At 71.1% G+C, this 16,325-nt stretch carries 13 protein-coding genes; 1 reads left to right on the top strand and 12 read right to left on the bottom strand.

Going from position 1 to position 16,325, the window contains the following annotated elements; all coding sequences use genetic code 11:
• Positions 1-41: 41 nt before the first annotated feature.
• From NFW30_RS02305 to NFW30_RS02255, 11 genes are all read right to left on the bottom strand, one after another.
• On the bottom strand, positions 42-1,226 hold the full coding sequence (locus tag NFW30_RS02305) for an iron-containing alcohol dehydrogenase (RefSeq protein ID WP_295351342.1): 1,185 nt from the start codon (positions 1,224-1,226) through the stop codon (positions 42-44).
• The gene (locus tag NFW30_RS02300) at positions 1,223-1,516 is read right to left on the bottom strand and encodes an antibiotic biosynthesis monooxygenase (protein ID WP_295351339.1); all 294 of its coding nucleotides are present in this window, start codon (positions 1,514-1,516) and stop codon (positions 1,223-1,225) included. Before NFW30_RS02300 ends, NFW30_RS02305 begins: the two co-directional genes overlap by 4 nt.
• Positions 1,517-1,576: 60 nt before the next feature.
• On the bottom strand, positions 1,577-2,101 hold the full coding sequence (locus NFW30_RS02295) for an ACT domain-containing protein (RefSeq protein ID WP_295351336.1): 525 nt from the start codon (positions 2,099-2,101) through the stop codon (positions 1,577-1,579).
• Positions 2,102-2,214: 113 nt separating this feature from the next.
• Positions 2,215-2,556 carry a hypothetical protein gene (locus NFW30_RS02290; RefSeq protein ID WP_295351333.1) on the bottom strand — a complete coding sequence of 114 codons (342 nt, stop codon included), beginning with the start codon at positions 2,554-2,556 and terminating at the stop codon, positions 2,215-2,217.
• Positions 2,557-2,575: 19 nt separating this feature from the next.
• Positions 2,576-4,684, bottom strand: a complete 2,109-nt coding sequence (locus NFW30_RS02285; protein WP_295351330.1) for a CsgG/HfaB family protein — start codon at positions 4,682-4,684, stop codon at positions 2,576-2,578.
• A 57-nt stretch (positions 4,685-4,741) separates the two neighbouring features.
• Entirely contained in the window at positions 4,742-7,915 is a 3,174-nt protein-coding gene (locus tag NFW30_RS02280; protein WP_295371729.1) for a Calx-beta domain-containing protein, read from the bottom strand.
• A 139-nt stretch (positions 7,916-8,054) separates the two neighbouring features.
• Positions 8,055-10,565 (bottom strand): ABC transporter permease, encoded by a 2,511-nt coding sequence (locus NFW30_RS02275; protein ID WP_295351325.1) that lies wholly within the window; start codon positions 10,563-10,565, stop codon positions 8,055-8,057.
• Entirely contained in the window at positions 10,562-11,224 is a 663-nt protein-coding gene (locus tag NFW30_RS02270; protein ID WP_295351323.1) for an ABC transporter ATP-binding protein, read from the bottom strand. Before NFW30_RS02270 ends, NFW30_RS02275 begins: the two co-directional genes overlap by 4 nt.
• Entirely contained in the window at positions 11,218-12,540 is a 1,323-nt protein-coding gene (locus NFW30_RS02265) for an HD-GYP domain-containing protein (protein WP_295351320.1), read from the bottom strand. The genes NFW30_RS02270 and NFW30_RS02265 overlap by 7 nt, the downstream gene beginning before the upstream one ends.
• A gap of 69 nt (positions 12,541-12,609) precedes the next feature.
• Entirely contained in the window at positions 12,610-13,860 is a 1,251-nt protein-coding gene (locus NFW30_RS02260; RefSeq protein WP_295351317.1) for a lytic murein transglycosylase, read from the bottom strand.
• Positions 13,861-13,914: 54 nt separating this feature from the next.
• On the bottom strand, positions 13,915-14,307 hold the full coding sequence (locus NFW30_RS02255; protein WP_295351315.1) for a hypothetical protein: 393 nt from the start codon (positions 14,305-14,307) through the stop codon (positions 13,915-13,917).
• Between the two features lie 207 nt (positions 14,308-14,514).
• On the opposite strand from NFW30_RS02255, the gene NFW30_RS02250 reads away from it, so the two are divergent.
• On the top strand, positions 14,515-14,718 hold the full coding sequence (locus NFW30_RS02250) for a hypothetical protein (protein ID WP_295351312.1): 204 nt from the start codon (positions 14,515-14,517) through the stop codon (positions 14,716-14,718).
• Between the two features lie 361 nt (positions 14,719-15,079).
• Here NFW30_RS02250 and NFW30_RS02245 read toward each other — a convergent pair whose 3' ends face one another.
• Complete coding sequence (locus NFW30_RS02245) at positions 15,080-15,763, bottom strand: PEP-CTERM sorting domain-containing protein (RefSeq protein WP_295351310.1); 684 nt, start codon at positions 15,761-15,763, stop codon at positions 15,080-15,082.
• Between the last annotated feature and the right edge of the window lie 562 nt (positions 15,764-16,325).

Here is a 16,325-nt window from a genome sequence, read left to right as displayed (position 1 = left end):
GGTCCGCCGCCACCGCCGGCAGGATGGCGGGCCAGCCACTCTCAGAGCCGCGCGCGGAGGATCTCGTGCAGTTCGTCGTCGCTGAGGACGAGCGGATTGGTCTTCATGCTGCCGCCGCGACTGGCGGCGACGATGCGCGGCAGGTCGTCGTCGCCGATGCCGTAGGCCGACAGACGGGGCAGCTCGAGTTCGGCTTCCCAGTGGCGCAGCGTGTCGATCAGGAAGCGGCGGGCGTCGCGACCGTTGAGGCCTTTCTGCATGGCAAAGCGGCGGCCGATCTCGGCATACTTGGGCAGCGCCGGGTTGTCCGGCTCGCGCGCCTCGAGGGCGGCGATGTTGCACGCGGTCGCGCTCGCCACCAGCGTGCCGCAGACGACGCCATGCGGGATCGGGAAGAAGGCGCCGAGCGGCGAGGCGAGGCCATGCACGGCACCGAGCCCGGTCTGCGCGAGGCAGATCCCCGAGCACAGCGAGGCATGCGCCATCTGCGCGCGGGCCGTCGCCGACTGTTCGCGATGGAGCGCGAGCAGCGCATCGCGCGCGGCCATGATGCCGGAGCGGGCGAGGGCGTCGGTCAGCGGGTTGGCACGCGTGGCGACGAAGGACTCGAGGAGCTGGGTGAAGGCATCGAGGCCGTCGGCGGCGATCAGCGCCGGTGGGCAGGTGGCGAGCAGGTCGGGATCGACGATCGCCCATTCCGCCACCAGCCGCTCGTCGCGGAACGACTTCTTGAAGCCGCCGGGCGCCGTCAGGACGGCATTGCGCGTCGCCTCCGAGCCGGTGCCGGCGGTCGTCGGGACGGCGATGAACGGCGTTGCCGGCCCGCGGTAGGGCAATTCGGGGCCGACGCCTTCGAGATGGTCGAGGACCGAATTGCCCGGCCGCAGCAGGCCGGCGATCGCTTTCGCCGCGTCGAGCGCGCTGCCGCCACCGATGCCGACGACGCAATCCCAGGCTGTCGCGCGCAGCGCGGCGACGCTCGCATCGACGAACTCCGGCGACGGCTCGCCGGACACCGGCAGCCGTTCCCAGGCCAGGCCGAGCTCTTGCAACTGCGCGAAGACGCGGCCGGCGGCAGCCGACTCGACGAACGAGCGCGCGCCGGTGACGAGCAGCAGACGCCGGCCATAGCCGGCGGCGATCGCCGGCAGCCTGGCGATCGCTCCGCTGCCGAACTCGATGCGCGGCAGGCGCGCGATCGAGAAGGGGGCGAAGGCGTCGCTCACGCCGGGAACAGCCCGTTCATCGGCTCGCCGCGGCGCGGCTCGGCCATCATCGCCGCGACGGCGTCGCGCCAGGCGAGATAGTGTGCCGTCTGCTTGTGCGCGGCAGCGTCGGCTGCCGTCGCGTAGGCCTCGTAGAGGATGAACCGTGTCGCGTCCTCCGGTGCCTGCAGGACGTCGAAGCGCCGGTTTCCCGGCTCGGCGACCGAGGCTTCGTGATTCGCCCGCGTGGCGGCGATGAAGGCGTCCACCGATTCCGGACGGACGCGGACATGGACGAGGGTGACCTGCATGTTGGGCTCCTTGGATGGCAACGGGCTGCTTGATGGATCGGCCGCATCGTCTGCCTGCGGTCAGGTGCGGATCGCCTCGTCGAGGGTGATGTCGACCATCAGGTCGTTCGACAGGTGTTCGAGATCGCCGGTCAGCTGGCGGACGTCGAGGGTCGCTGCCGCGGTCAGCTCGGCGGTCGCGTGAAACAGGATGCCGGCCGACATCGGTGCGCTGGCGGTGTGCGTGCTGAGATCCTCGACGTTGATCGCGTGCCGCGCGAGCACCTGCGACACTTCGCGGACGATGCCGATGCGGTCGTGGCCGACGAGCGACAGCTTGAGCCGCCGCGTGGCAGCCGGCGCGGCCGCCGGTCGCGAGACCTCACAGCCGACACGCAGGCCGGGCAGCGCGCCAAGGTCGGCTTCGAGCGCCGCCAGATCGTCTTCGCCGATGCTGACGCACACAATCCCGGCGAACTTGCCGGAAAGGTTCGACATCGATGACTCGAGCCAGTTGCCGTGGTGCCGGCTGATGGCGGTGGCAAGCTGCTCGACGAGACCGGGTCGATCATCGCCGATGACGGTGAGAACCAGGGAAACGTTCATGAAGTGGCGCTCCGGGGACGGTGAGCCTGCATTCTAACGCGCGACCGCGAGCCGGAGCAGGGTGGGGCGGCACGCACTGCGTCGGCAAGGGGCGGCTGCTGCCGGCATCCGGCTCACCAGCCGCCGGCCTCGGGGCAGCGCCGATAGGGCGGCGGCGGGTGCTGCGTCGCACGGCATGGCATGTCGCGCCCGCCGTTCGCCGGCTCGCTGCGCGGCGGGCGCGACCACGGGTCCAGCCACTCCGGGCGCTGCGGATCGCGAGTGGCGAAGGGCAGCATGACCGGTGGCTGCAGGTGGCTGCGCAGCCACAACTGCTCGCTGCGCGCGCGCTCGCGCCGTGCGAACATCTCCAGAACTTCCTGCGTCGGCACGGTGCCCGTCGCCGGTTCGGCGGCGACGGCGATCGCCTGCACCAGGCCGGCGACGAGAGCGGTGCCGCTGCGGTGCGTTCGCATGGGCTTCGTCGATCGGCGGCTAGTCGTGCCGGAAGTACTTCTTCGGCGTGCTGCTGGTGATGTACTCGCTCGCCTGCTGCACGCAGTCGCGGATCGCGGCTTCCATCGGCGTGTTGCGAAAGGCGCCGAGGCTGACCGGGATGGCGGTGCCGCGGCGCGACAGCGTCGCGCCGATGCTGGTCTGCGATGCACTCGCTCTGCCCTCGATCCTCTTTGACGCGAGCACGCGACCGGTCGCGATGTCGATGACGCGGACGTCGATCGCCACGTGGGCATTGCGGGATTGATGGCCGAAAGTGAGCGGAATCCTCGGCACGCCGAGTTCGAGGCCGCCGCCCGACGCCTCGAGCTCGAACTCGGTGACGGCAGCGGAGACCATGATCTCGGCGACATCCATCTGCCTTTCGGCAATGATCGCGTCCGGGCGCGCCAGCGGCGAGCGCGAGAGGGCCTGTTCGGCAGCAAGGCCCTGCAGATCGAGACGTTCGACGACGATGAAGCGACCGTTCTCGTGCATCGTCGTCATCATCATTTCACGCAGGCCATCGCCAATGAATTGCCCGGCACCTGCCGCCTTGACCATGAATTCGCCGATCGCGAGCGTCGTCTTCCTGCCCATCGGCATGGCTTCGGCAGGAGGCGCGCCGCTGGACGGGACTGGCGGGCGCGCCGCCGGTTCGGCCCCTGCAGCTGTCGGCGCTGGCGGTACCGTCGGCTGGATGGGCGCGGCGCCGGGCCTCGCCGCGACTGGCGCCGCTGTCGCCGGGCTGGCCGTCGTCGCCTCGCCCTGTCGCTGCCGCAGCACCTGCAGCATCTGGTGGTGGTCGGCGTTGCCAGGGTCGCGTTCGAGCGCCAGGCGGTAGTATTTCTCGGCCGCTGGCCAATCCTGGCGCGTGTAGTGGACCAGGGCCAGGCCGGCGTAGGGCAGCGGCCATTCCGGGGCCGTCTCGATGGCCCTGAGATAGGCGTCCCGCGCCTGCGCCAGTGCTCCGAGTCCGGCGTAGGCGAGGGCGAGATTGTTCAGCGTCTCCGCCCGTGGCCCACCGAGATCGAGCGCCCTGCGGCAGGCCCGGACGGCGTCGGCATGACGCTGCTGCATCAGCAGGGTATGGCCGAGCCTGGCCCAGCTCTGCACCTCGCTCGGCACGCGCGCGGTCGCCTGCCGATAGTGGCGTGCGGCGTCCTGCCAGCGGCCGCCTTCGTAGGCGGCGTCGCCCATCTCGAGGTCGGTCCTGTAGGCGCGGCTGCCTGCTTCGTCCATCGCCAGCAGCTCGGCGCGCGCCTGCGCGGCTGCCGCAGTGTCGGCGGCCGGCGCGCCCGCCGCGCGGTCTGCCGCCGACCGGCTCGTGGCGGCGGGAGCCGCTGCGGCAGTCGCCACGAGCTGGTCGGCAGCGTTCCACTCGGCGGTGGTCAGCGCGCTCGCTGGTGCGGCGGCGCTGAGCAGCGCTTCCTTCTCCCAGCCGTCGCGGCGGACGACGAGACGCAAGGGTCGGTTGGCGGCAGCGGCTTCCTGCAGCAGGTGGACGAGCCCGCTCGCGCCGCCGGGGTGATGGCCGTCGACCTGCGTCACGATGTCGCCCGGCTGCAGGCCGGCCTCGGCCGCTGCCGTGTTGGCGAGCACGGCGGCGATCGCGACGCTGCCGGTGGGCTGGGTGCCTGCAGGTGGCTCGGCGAGGCGCAGGCCGAATCTTCGCGCCGGCGCCGGTCGCGCTGCCTCCGGCGGCAGCACGATGTCTCGCTCCCAGCCCTGGCGCGAGATGCGCAACGTCACGGGCTCGCCGGCAGGCACGCTGCGGGCCCGTCGGGAAAACTGGGCGGCGCCGCCGATCGGCGTCTGCTCCAGGCGGCGGACGATGTCGCCGGGCTGGATTCCTGCCGTCGCTGCGCTGCTGCCGGCGGTCACAGCCGCGACCTCGGCACCGCTCGCATCACTCGTATCGCGCAACTGGAGGCCGAACTCGGCTGCTGCCGCGAGGGTCGCCGCCGACAGCAACAGGCCTGCCAGCAGGCGGAAGCAATTCCTCAGGCAGCGGCAGGCGGCGGTGCTGCCTGGCCGGCCAGAGCCTGCGCCCGTCATCGCGGGCGGGCCGCCGCGGGAGCGTGGCGGCGTCTGCGCAACGGCTTGCATCGTGGTGTCCTTTCTCGTCGTCGGCCGTCTGGCTGCCGGTGGCGCGTGTTGCTGTGCTCAGTGGCATTCGCAGCGATGGCGGGCACCGCCGAGCACCGCCACGCCCTTGCGGCCGTCCTCGGCGCAGCGTGCCTGGCACGTCTGTTGCACCCAGGCGTCACGGCCCTGGTCCAGCTTGCGCTGCGCCTGGCGCTGGCAGTCGGCGCCGCGCTCGCGTCGGCCGGGTTTGCCGTCGGCGAGGAACTGGGCGATGCAGGTGCCGATGTCGGCGACGAAGCCCGTCAGGCCGGCGCTCACCTTCGCCTGGTAGGCGGGGTGCAGGCTGCACCAGGCGATGTAGTTGCCGAAGTAGCCGCCACAGCCCGGGCAGTCGAGGGCGCAGCCCGAGTAGCCGCCGCCCGAGCAGTTGCGGCGGTTGCAGTCCTCCGACATCTGGCGACAGCGCGCTTCCATCTGCTGCCCGACCTGCAGGCACGGCTGACCGTTCCCCTTCGGTTCGTAGACTCCGGTCGGGGTCCTGGCCGGCGGACTGCCCGCCGCAGTCGACGGGGTGGCCGCTGTGGCGGCCGCTGCGCTGGCTCCGGTGACGGCGGGAGTTGCGACAGCAGCCGGCCGGCTGGACGTGTCGCCGGTCGCGGCGCCGATTGGCTGCTCGCCGTCGCCGGTCGTTGCTGGCAGACAGTGGCCGTTCTGGCAGCTGTACCCGGCGGGACACGTGGCGTCGCTGGCACAGTGGACCTCGCCGCCAGCGGTGCGACCGTCGCCGTCGCGCGACGTGGACTGCGTCTGGCCGTCACGCGACATCTGTTGCCGCAGGGTGTCGGACGAGAAGCGTCCACCGAGTCCCCAATAAGGCCCGAGGCTGCCGCTGCCGGCGCCCTGGCGCGAGCGCTCTCGCTGTCCGTAGAGGTCGAGCACGCTGCCTGTCGGCACCTCACTGGGTCGCTGCTGGGCGGACGGCGCGGTGGCCGGGCCGCCGGGTAGGCAGCGGCCATTCCGGTCGCAGCGCTCGCTCGGGCAGTTGGCGGCAATCCAGTTGCGGGCATCGCCGTCGCTCAGCAGATGCTCGACCCAGACCCAGCTATCGACGCGATTGGGGTACTCGGTGAAGCCGACGCCACCGTGCTGCCGGCTGCAGACCACAGCCCAGCGGCCACCGCTGCGGATCGCTCCGGCGCGGGCGCAGGCGCCGTCGGGCGTGCACGTCCAGGACGGGCAGTTCTGCTCGATCCACCAGCGCGCACTGGCCTCGCCGGCGAGCGCCGGCGACATCGGGCGGTGTCCGGGCAGGGTGCCGGAGCGGCCGATGACTACGTGTCCCGTCGGATCGCAGAGTGCGTGGTAGCCGTCACCAGTGGCTGCCGCCAGTGGGGGCTCGCGGGCGCACAGGCCGTGTATGCCCTCGGTCGTGCACACGGTTCGCGGACAGTTCTCCCGGATCCACTGCTCGGCGCCCCGCGGTCCGATGAAAGGGCCAGCGATGATGCCGAAGAGGGCGGGAGTGGTGTCCTCGCCGTACACGACGCGGCCACTCCGGTCGCAGAGGACGTACCAGGTCGGACGCCAGGGCTCGGTTCCGGGTTCGCCGGGCCGGCGATCGTCGGCGTGGCTCAAGGGTGGCGTCCACGAGGCTGCCTGCAGGTCGACGGTGGCCTTGCCCTCGCAACCGTCCCAGCGCGCGCTGACGATCATGCGCTCGTCGAAGCGCAGCTCCCGCGGCGCGCCATAGGTGTTCGCCGGCCCCGGCTGCCAGCTCGCAAGGCGCGTCACATCGTTCTCGGAGCCGTCGTCGAAGACGGCGGTGGCCGTGAAGCTGAACTGACGGCCCGGGCCGATGCGGACCTGCTCCGGACTCAGCCGCAGGTAGCGACAGTCCGGGCGCCGCGTCCGCGACGCTGCGGCGGCAGGACCCGGCTCGCTTTCGTCGCTCCCTGCCGGCCCGGCGCTCGATCCTCCGGGGAGCGTTTGGCCGGGGGCCGCCGGCGCTGGCTGCAGGTTGACGGTGACCGCCGCTGGGCGGACGACCTCGGCGCCGCCGGACGGATTGCCGAGCGTGACGGTGAAGTTTGCCATCGCGCCGCCTCCGGAACCGGCATGGATGGGAACGTCGATGCTGCGGATGCCCTTGTCGCTGTCGGCCCAGCCGAGCGTGCCGGTGACCGGGGTGTAGTCGACCCCGGGTCGGGCGCTGCCGGGCTGCGTCCGATAGTCGACCGTCACCTCCCCCTTGCTGAAGCCGTCGCGGGTGACGATGAGCCGTACCTGGCGGTCGGCCGGAGCGGCGGTCACCTCGCCCTCGACGAAGCTGATCTCGCCGCCCATCCGCGAACGATCGCGGGTCGCCGGTGCGCGCTTGAGGACCAGCGTCGTCTCCGGCCAGCGATCCGGGCGGGCATAGCCGCGCTTGACGGTGACACCGAGCAGGAGCCCGATGTCACCGGGTTCGGCATCGCTGTTCAGGATCTCGACCTCGACGGCTTTCCTGCCGACCTCGCCGTCGGCCCAGTCGACGGTGTCGCTGGCGAGCCGGTAGCTGACACCCGCCGATGCCGTTGCCAGATACGGCGGGCTGCCACGGGGAACGATCTGCACGCTGACGGCGCCCCGGCCACCACCGGACCTGTGGACGGCAAGGCTCACCTGGCCGACGTCCTTGCTGACCTCGCCCCAGGATTCGACGAAGCCGATGGTGTCCGGCTTCCCCTTGCGCCAGATTTCGATCTGGTCCTCGCGATAGGTCCGGTGGGTCTGCAGGATGCGCTCGACGGTCCAGCCCTTGAGAAAGGTCTTCTGGTAGTCGAGGTCGCGTGGATCGACCACCTCGCTCCTGCGTGGCAGGCTGTTGCCGACGAAATTCTGGAAGTAGTGGTCGATCGTTCCAGTTGCGTTGACGAAGCCGGAATGACTGTCGCCGAAGAGGAGCACGTCGCCCGGGCGATAGCGCTGCCTTTCGTCAAGCCGGCCGACGGCGGCCGACGCGCTGTACCGGTACTTCGTGTAGCCTCGCGCCGCGAGGCGGGTGCGCAGCTCGCCGGGACTCAGCATGTTGCCGTCCTCGCCGCTCAGCGCGTAGTAGGTGTAGTCATGGCAGTTCTGGATGGCGCTTGCCGGACCGGGCCAGGCAACCACCAGCAGCGACAGGGCGAGAAGGGCGAGGAGGGCGACGGCGCTCTGTCGCAGCACGCGCCGGCAACGACCCGGTGGCCTCCGTTGCTGCGGCAGCGAGTTCATTGCAAGCCTGTCCCGTGACCTCGTTGGCGACCGCCGTTGCCCGTTGCGGGCGGAAGCGGTCTGTGGACAGTATAGGTGACCCCAGGGCCAGCGGTGGCAGTCGTTGATCGTCAGCGGCCTTGCTGCGTCCGGCGCCCGCTCACTGGCTGCCGGCGAGTACCTCGGCCAGCGGCAGCCGCGTCGCCTGGCGCGCTGCCTGCCGGCTGGCGACGACGGCCGCGGCCAGCGTCGCGACGGCGCCGGCGAGCAGGGCCAGCCAGGGCACGTCGAGCGGCATGCGCCAGTGGAAGGCCTGCGGATTGACGACGTGCGTCAGCACGGCGCCGATGGCGATGCCGCAGGCGAGGCCGAGCAGCAGGCCGATGCCGGCGATCAGCGCGCCTTCGAGCATCAGCGAGTGGCGCAGCATGCGCTGGTCGAAGCCGAGCGCCGCCAGCGTCGCCAGCTCGCGTGCGCGCAACCAGACGCTGGCGGTGAGTGTGACGGCGAGGCCGAAGACGCCGATCAGCATCGCCGCCGCCTCGAGGGCGTAGGTGACGGCGAAGCGCTTGTCGAAGATCGACAGGCTCAACTGCCGGATGGCGGCGTTGGTTGCGAATTCCAGGCCATGTGCGGCGGCCTGTGCGGCCAGCCACTTGCCGGCTGCGGCGTCCTCGCCGGGCCGCGGCCAGAGCGCGAGATCGCTCGGGCGGAAGTCGCCACCGAGATGCTGATAATCGTCGCGGCTGATCACCACGGCGCCGAACTGCCGTGCGTAGTCGCGCCAGACGCCGCCGACGAAAACCTCGATCTCGCCGCCGAGCAAGGGCAGGCGTAGCGACTGCCCGGGGACGATGCCGTAGAGGTCCTGCATCGCCTCGCTGATCCAGACCACCGGCATCGCCGCCGGCGGGACCAGGACCGCTCCGGTGAACGGCAGGCGGGCGGCGGGGTTGCGGCGATCGAGTTCGCGCACCAGCAGCGCCACGGGCGGTCGCCGCGGGTCGAGTGTCAGGCTGGCGTAGGCGCTCCGCTCGACGCGCAGGAAGGGGGCATCGGCGCGCTCCAGTGCCGTCAGCAGTTCCTCGGGCAGCGGGCTGGCCTTGCCGCGCAGGTAGAGCGGTGCCGGCAGGACATGGTCGAGCCAATGGTCCACCGCGACGCGGAAGCTCGACACCATGATCACCATGCTGGCGGTCAGCGCGAAGCTGACGATCAGGCCGCTGGCCGCCACCTGCGCCAGCAGAGGCGCCTGTGCGACGTTCTGCAGGGCGATGCGCTGCGGCGCCGGCAGCCGCAGGCCGGCGACGCGGCCGAACAGCTCCTGCGTCAGCAGCGGCGCGCCGGCGACGCCGATGAACAGGACGAGCGCGATCGCGATGTAGGCGGCGAGCGGGACGCCCGACAGCGGTGGCAGCTGCAGCAGCCCGCCGGCGAGGAGTGCCAGTGCAGCCGGCAGCAGGAGTTGCCGGGCGCGGCGGCGCGGTTGCTGCGCGCCGGCGGTGAAGCCGTTGTTGAGCGCTGCGACGAGCGGCTGGCGCAGGTTCAGCCAGGCCGGGTAGGCGGCACCGGCCAGGCTGGCGGCACAGCCGAGGAGCAGGAAGCCGGCCGTCGGCAGGAGCCGTGGCACGATCACCGGCACGTTGCCGGCAAAGTAGCCGCCGCCGAGGTCGCCACCGAGCAAGCGGGTGAAGGCCAGCGCCAGCGCGTAACCGAGGACGAGGCCGAAGAGCGCGCCCGGCACGCCGATCGCCAGCCCCTCGAGCAGCACCTGCAGCAGGCGCATGCGCGGCGGCAGGCCGAGGACGCCGAGCAGGGCGAACTGCGTCGAGCGCTGCGCAACGGCGGTGAGCTGGGTGGCGAAGACGAGGAAGGCGCCGGTCAGCAGGGCGACGAGGGCGAGCACGTTGAGGTTCACGCGGTAGGCGCGCGACAGGTTGGAGGCGCGCTCGCCGTCGTCCGCTGCCACGCGCAGCAGCAGGGCCGGCGGCAGGCGCGCGGCGACGCGCTCCTGCCAGCCGGCCGCATCACTGTCGGGCGCCAGCCGGACGCGGATCTCGCTGACCGCGTCGGCCGGGCCGAAGTGTTCCTGCACCCAGGCGATGTCGGCGACCAGCAGGAGGTCGTCGCGACCGGCGGCGGGCAGGTCGCCACCGATCGTCGCCGACCAGCGCTGGTCACCGCGCAGCAGCGTCAGCGTCGCGCCGGCCTGCAGGCCGAGTTCGCCGAGCAAGGCTGGCGAGGCGTACAGCGCGCCATCGAGGATGCCGCCGGCCGCCTCTCGATCGGCAGCGCGCGGCAGCAGGGCGGGCATCAGGGCCGGCGCGCTGAAGATGTCGATGCCGATCAGGCGCAGCGGCGTGCGCAGGCTGCCGACCCGCACGCGGGTCTCGATCACCGCCGCGGCGATGAGCACCGCCGGATCGCTGGCGATCTCGTCGAGCAGCGCCAGCGGCACGCTGCCCGCGCTGTCGCGGGCAGCGATGACGGCGTCGGGCTCGCCCTGGACGGTCTTCATGGCGCGCGCGAAGTCGGCGAGGGCCGCTGCATTGATCAGGTGGATCGAGTAGCCGAGTGCCACGCCGAGGGCGATCGCCAGCATCGACAGCAGCGTCGCCGCCCGCCGGCTGCGGAACTGGGCGCGGACCAGCCAGGCGGCGAGTGTCCTCATTCGAGCCCCTGCGGGGTCAGCGTCAGGATGCGGTCACAGGACTCGGCAACGTGCCGCGAATGGGTGACGATCAGCGCACTCGCCCCCTGCTCGCGGACGCGCTCGAGCAGCAGCGCCAGCACCTGGCCGGCGGTGCGCGGGTCGAGGTTGCCGGTCGGCTCGTCGGCGAGGATCAGTCGCGGCCGATGCACCAGGGCGCGGGCGATCGCCACGCGCTGCAGCTCGCCACCCGAGAGCGAGGCCGGCCAGCGGTCGGCGAAGCCGGGCAGGCCGACGCCGTCGAGCAGCGCCAGCGTGCGCGGCGCGTGTTCGGCCGGCGGTACGCCGGCGAGGAGCAGCGGCACGCCGATGTTCTGGGCGACGGTCAGCGTCGGCAGGACATGAAAGGCCTGGAAGACGAAGCCGATGCTGCGCGCGCGCAGCGCTGCCCGCGCGGCCTCGTCGAGGCGGACGATGTCCACCGCCGGCGAGCCGATCGCGATCGAGCCGCTGTCCGGCGTGTCGAGGCCGGCGATGCAGTTGAGCAGGGTGCTCTTGCCGATCCCCGACTCGCCGACCAGGGCGACGATCTCGCCGGCGGCGACGCTTAGGGCGATGTCGGTGAACAGCGCGCGGCTGGCCTGGCGGTGTCGCCGGGCGAGGCCGGAGACCGTCAGCATCGCCGCTCCGCCAGGTGGCACCAGTTGATCCTGCGTCGCGGCAGCAGGTAGTCGAGCTCCTCGGCGCTGCGTTCCTGCAGACGCAGGGCACGCTCGATGGCGGGGCCGTCGACCTGCGCCAGGTCGATGATGAGCGACTGCTGGCGTGGAATCTCCGGCGCGTAGACCATGACCGTCGGCAGGAGCGGCTTGTCGGCCGCTGCCGCGGCGACGACGGCGGCGATGCGGCCATCGGTCAGCCGGACGATCGATCCCGGTGGGTAGACGCCCATCGCGCGGATGAAGAACTGCAGCAGTTGCTCGTCGAAGGCCGACCGTTCGCGGGTCCACATGACCGACAGGGCCTCCGACGGCGACAGCGCGCGTCGGGGATCGAGCGGATTGACGAGGTTGTCGAAGCGGTTGGCGATGGCGACGATGCGTGCCGTGAGCGGAATCGCGTTGCCGCCGAGTCGATCCGGGAAGCCGCGGCCATCGAAGCGTTCGTGGTGATGGCGGATCGCGTCGAGCACGAGCTGCGGCAGTGTTCCGGCGCGCCTTGCCGCGTCGTGGCCGCTGCCGCAGTGCGACTGGTAGATCGCCTCCTCGTGGCGGTTGCGCTCGCTGCTGCGCAGGATCGCCGGATTGATCTGCAACTTGCCGATGTCGTGCAGCAGCGCGCCGCTGGCGATCGCCGGCAAGGCGGCCGGCGGTATCCGCGCCTGTTTGCCGATCAGCAGGGCGAGCGTCATCACCGCCAGCGAGTGCGCGGCGAGCCGGTCGTCGTGCGCTCTTTCGGCGATCAGCACGAGCGCGCTGTCGGTGTTGCCGAGGAGCGCGGCCGTCGAGTCGGCGCTGAGGCGGAGTACTTCCGCAACCGCCGCCTGTGGGCGTGCGGGCAGGTCGCGGAGCGCGCCCGACACCGCCGTCGCCGCCCCGAGGTACAGCTTCTGTGCCTTGTCGAGGCCCTCGCGCAGACGCTGCATGACGCGGCTGCGCTCCTGCTTCTCGGCCAGGGCCGCCGCCGTCACGGCCGCCAGGCGAGCCTGCTCGGCGGCGGTGTCGGCAGTCGGCGGCGGGTCGACCGCGACCTCGGGCGGTCGCGGCAGCGGCTCGACCCGGCAGCGGCGCGGGTCGCAGAAAACCTCCGGCAGCCGCATGGCGGCGATGAGCCGGACCTGTTCCTCGTCGGCGATCACGAAGGAGCTGAACAGGAACTGGTGCGCCATCCAGGGGATCGGCAGGCGGACGTGCACGCCGGGGCGCAACTGCGACGCGACGATGGCGATTTCGCCCTCCTGGATGTCGCCGTCGCTGCGGGGTGGGGCGGTTGCCATCGCTTCGCCGTCAGTCGGCGAGCGCGCGCAGCGGCGCTCGCGCGGCCGCGGCAGCCATGGCGCCAGGGTTCATCGGCTGCTGCCGCCGGGATCGGGCGCCGCCTCCTGCCCGGCAGCCGCCGGCGCACGCAGGGCCTGCAGCAGCTTCTGCCCGGCACGGCCATTGACTGCCATGCCGAGCCGCTTCTGCTCGGCCTGGATCGCCTGCCGCGAGTTGGCGCCGATCATGCCGTCGATCTCGCCGATCGGGTGGCCGCGGGCGGCGAGCAGCGTCTGCAGTTCGCGCCGCTCGCGGCGCGAGAGGCCGGGGTCGTCGGTCGGCCAGGGTGTGACGAAGGGCTTGCCGCCCCTGATGCGGTCGGCAAGGTGGGCGATCGCCAGAGCGTAGCTCTCGGCGGCGTTGTAACTGTAGATGACGTCGAAGTTGCGCAGGACGAGGAAGGCCGGGCCGCGCGGGCCGGCCGGCAGCAGCAGTCCGGCCGGCGTGGCGGTCGCCGGCAGCGGCTGTCCGTCGGCCCGGCGCAGCCCGCGCTCGCTCCAGTAGGACAGCGGCCGCTTGTTGGTCCTGCCGGCGACGGCGGCATCGAAACCGGCTGGCAGAAGGACCTCGTAGCCCCAGGGCTCGCCCTGGCGCCAGCCGGCCCTGTTGAGGAAGTTGGCGGTCGAGGCAAGGGCGTCGGGAACACTGTCGATCAGGTCCCGCCTGCCGTCGCCGTCACCATCGACGGCGAGCCGCAGGAAGGTCGAGGGCATGAACTGGGTGTGGCCGAAGGCGCCGGCCCACGAACCGACCAGACGCTCGGGCGCGATGTCGCCGGCGTCGAGGATCTTCAGTGTGCTGATGAACTCGCCGCGGAAGAACACCTGTCGCCTTCCGTAGCAGGAGAGGGTGGCGAGCGAGGTGAGCAACGGCCGCTTGCCGAAACTGCGACCGAAGTTGCTCTCGACGCCCCAGACGGCGATCACCGTGTCGGCATCGACGCGGTAGCGCTCGGCCGCCGCGGCGAGCGGCGCCGCCCATTGCTGCCGCATCGCCAGTGCGTCGGCGACCCGCTCGTCGTCGACCAGGGCGGCCAGGTAGTCCCAGATCGGCGTGCGGAACTCCGGCTGGTAATCGAGCAGCTCGAGGACGCTCATGTCGGGTTCCAGCCCCTTGGTCAGGCGGTCGAAGCTCGTCGTCGCGACGCCTCTCGCCGCCGCGTCGGCGCGCAGACCGGCGAGGCAGGGCGCGAAGCGGTCGCCGGCAGCGGCGGTTTCGGCGGCGATCTGGCCAGCGACGAGGCTGAGGCTGGCGAGGAGGGCAAGGCGAGCAGTCTTCATGGCCGGACGTTGGAGCACGAGAGAGGTCGGAGGGAAGGGCAGGGCCGCGGGTCGTCAGCGCGCCCCGTCACCGCGTGCATCGTCGGCAGCGTGTCCGTCAGCGGGCCGCGGCAGTCGTTCGGCTGCGGGGTCGGTGGCGGACGTGCCGGACCGCCGCTCATATTCGGCACCGCCCAGCACTTCGCCCTCGATCACCCGTCCGTCGCGTCGTTCGCGCTGCCGCATCGCCTCCTGCATCTGCTCTTCGACATGCCGGCGCAGGTGGCGGGTCTTCCAGTGCAGGTAGACGTAAACGAGCACGCCGCCGATCACCAGCACGCCGAGCGCGACGAGCGAGAACATGAAGGCGGCGATCAACAGCACGGCGCCGGCGAGCATCGTCAGGACGCGGCCGAGCAGCCCGCCGCCGGGCGTTGTCAGGGGGGTGCCTTGCGGGCTGCGCTTCATCGATGTCCTTGTGGTGCGGTCCTGGCAATCAGGCGGAGCCGGCATTGTAGACGATCCACGCCAGCAGTCAGGCAGCCACCAACGGCATCGGGTCGCCTGACGGAGTTTCGCTGCCGTTGGCCGGCCGGCTGGGGGTAAGCATCGGACGGGAGGCGCAAGCTTGCGGCAGTCGGGGTGGCGCGGCGGGTCAGCCGGGCGAAGCCAGGCATGCATTCCGGCACTCAGCTCCGGGCCGCTCTCATACCTGTGCTCGACCACCTCCGCGCTGACCTGCCGCCCAACCTCTTCCGCGACCTCCCGGCTTTCCTCTACCTCGCTTTCGATCCGCGCGACCTGATGACGGGGTTTGTTCGGGTGGAGGCTGATGCGATGGAATTCGTCGATGTGCTCGTGCTGGTGTCGCGGCAGTGAGCCGCAGCCGGCATCGGTGACGATCCTGCATCTTCGTCAGGCGGGTTCTGGCGGCACGCGGGGAGGATGGGTCCATTCTCGCCCCGGCCGACTCGCTCGGCGCTGCGTCATGTCAGGGCCGTTTCGCGGTGACATCAGGTGACACCACCAGGGTCGTCCTGGCAGTGTGCGGCGCGCTCAACTCGGCGACGACAGCGGCGCAAGACCTCCGCCGGTAGTCCGCGGTCTGGCTGGCGCAGAACAACGAGGACCAGATCCGACAGCGCACGACTGCCCCTTCGGCCCGCACTCAGGAAGAAGAAAGGAAGAAGAAAGGGCCGCTCGGTTCGAGCGGCCCTTTCCGCGGCGACGAGTCGGAGACTCAGACCTTCCTACGACGGCCGCCGGCGGCAGCCACCAGGCCGAGTCCCAAGAGGAGCACCGAGGCGGGTTCCGGGACCGTGACGATGTCGGTCGTCGCGTTGTCGGCGTCCATGGTGAACACGAGTGTTGCGGGCGGCGCGGTCGAACTGGCAGCGGCAAGGCCCCCCTGGATCGTCAGGTTCAGGACGGTATAGACGTCACCGACCGGAGCGTTCGGCGTCACGCCGAGAATGTCGGTATAAGCGGCACCGAGTGTCAGCGACGAAGCCGATGCGAAATCGCCGCCATTGGCCGAGCCCGGAGTTCCCGGGGCTGGAGCAGAGCGGTCCCAGACGGTTCTTCCAGGCTTGCCGTCGAACCGGACGGAGTTGATCGCGTCCGTGAGCAGGTTGGTCAGCGTCCAGGGCTGGCTGAAGGTATCGCCGCACATGGCCACATTCCAGCCGGTGCCGCTCGCCTGGCCGCAGGTGGAGGCGCCGTCAGCCCAGGTCGCGGTTTGCACCGCGCCGCTGGCAAAGGTGGCGGTGATCTGCATGCCGTCCATGTTGTCGCCCAGGGTGGTGAACCCGGTCAGACCGGACGTCGTTTGCAGCACGCCGTTCGACGCGCTGACCGTTACCGCCGCTTGTGCCGCCGAAACGAGACCAGTCGCCAGCGCCACTGCGAGGAGAGTTTTCTTCATGACTTTTAACCTTTCAGAAACTGAATGTGAATACCGCCAGGGCTTAACATGGAACCCTGCATACGAATGCTCCGTGGTAGGCCCGGACTTTCCTGCTAGCTCCCAGGTCTGCGCATGGCACCCAACCGGAAACAACGCATATTGCGTGCCAGATGTCGCAACATATTGTAAGAAAACAGCTTGCGAGCTCATCTCGCGCCTTCCTTGATCCCATGGTGTAATAATTTCCGACATCGCGGTTCCGTGGCTGATTGTCGTGCCCGGCCTCACAGGCAGCGACCTCGCGCGTCCGGTTGGCTGCCTGGCGGCGTCTGACGGCTTGCGGCATGCGGCCGGGGCCGGACGTGCAGTGCGGATGACGATGCCTCGCCCTGCCGGAACCGGGGCGAGGTTACGCGCAACGCCGTCCCTGGCTCGCGCGCAGAAATGACGCTGCCGTGAACGGAGACCACCGGCGATGATGCCGTCAGGATGCAGAAACGGTCATCAAACCGGGGGGGGGGGGGGGGGGGGGGACCTCCGATCCGCTCTGCACGCTCGCGGGACGCCGTCAGATGTACCC

This window comes from Accumulibacter sp. (assembly GCF_023806635.1).
Classification (GTDB): Bacteria; Pseudomonadota; Gammaproteobacteria; order Burkholderiales; family Rhodocyclaceae; genus Accumulibacter.
Note: the sequence above shows the minus strand (reverse complement) of the source record. Positions and strands in the feature narration are given on the sequence as shown.

What these genes read in the sequence shown, in the direction of transcription:
- NFW30_RS02300 (WP_295351339.1), bottom strand. Translation starts at nt 1,516, where the DNA reads ATGCAGGTCACCCTCGTCCATGTCCGCGTCCGTCCGGAATCGGTGGAC.
- NFW30_RS02255 (WP_295351315.1), bottom strand. Translation starts at nt 14,307, where the DNA reads ATGAAGCGCAGCCCGCAAGGCACCCCCCTGACAACGCCCGGCGGCGGG.
- NFW30_RS02290 (WP_295351333.1), bottom strand. Translation starts at nt 2,556, where the DNA reads ATGCGAACGCACCGCAGCGGCACCGCTCTCGTCGCCGGCCTGGTGCAG.
- NFW30_RS02270 (WP_295351323.1), bottom strand. Translation starts at nt 11,224, where the DNA reads ATGCTGACGGTCTCCGGCCTCGCCCGGCGACACCGCCAGGCCAGCCGC.
- NFW30_RS02250 (WP_295351312.1), top strand. Translation starts at nt 14,515, where the DNA reads ATGCATTCCGGCACTCAGCTCCGGGCCGCTCTCATACCTGTGCTCGAC.
- NFW30_RS02275 (WP_295351325.1), bottom strand. Translation starts at nt 10,565, where the DNA reads ATGAGGACACTCGCCGCCTGGCTGGTCCGCGCCCAGTTCCGCAGCCGG.
- NFW30_RS02245 (WP_295351310.1), bottom strand. Translation starts at nt 15,763, where the DNA reads ATGAAGAAAACTCTCCTCGCAGTGGCGCTGGCGACTGGTCTCGTTTCG.
- NFW30_RS02260 (WP_295351317.1), bottom strand. Translation starts at nt 13,860, where the DNA reads ATGAAGACTGCTCGCCTTGCCCTCCTCGCCAGCCTCAGCCTCGTCGCT.
- NFW30_RS02295 (WP_295351336.1), bottom strand. Translation starts at nt 2,101, where the DNA reads ATGAACGTTTCCCTGGTTCTCACCGTCATCGGCGATGATCGACCCGGT.
- NFW30_RS02285 (WP_295351330.1), bottom strand. Translation starts at nt 4,684, where the DNA reads ATGCAAGCCGTTGCGCAGACGCCGCCACGCTCCCGCGGCGGCCCGCCC.
- NFW30_RS02265 (WP_295351320.1), bottom strand. Translation starts at nt 12,540, where the DNA reads ATGGCAACCGCCCCACCCCGCAGCGACGGCGACATCCAGGAGGGCGAA.
- NFW30_RS02280 (WP_295371729.1), bottom strand. Translation starts at nt 7,915, where the DNA reads ATGAACTCGCTGCCGCAGCAACGGAGGCCACCGGGTCGTTGCCGGCGC.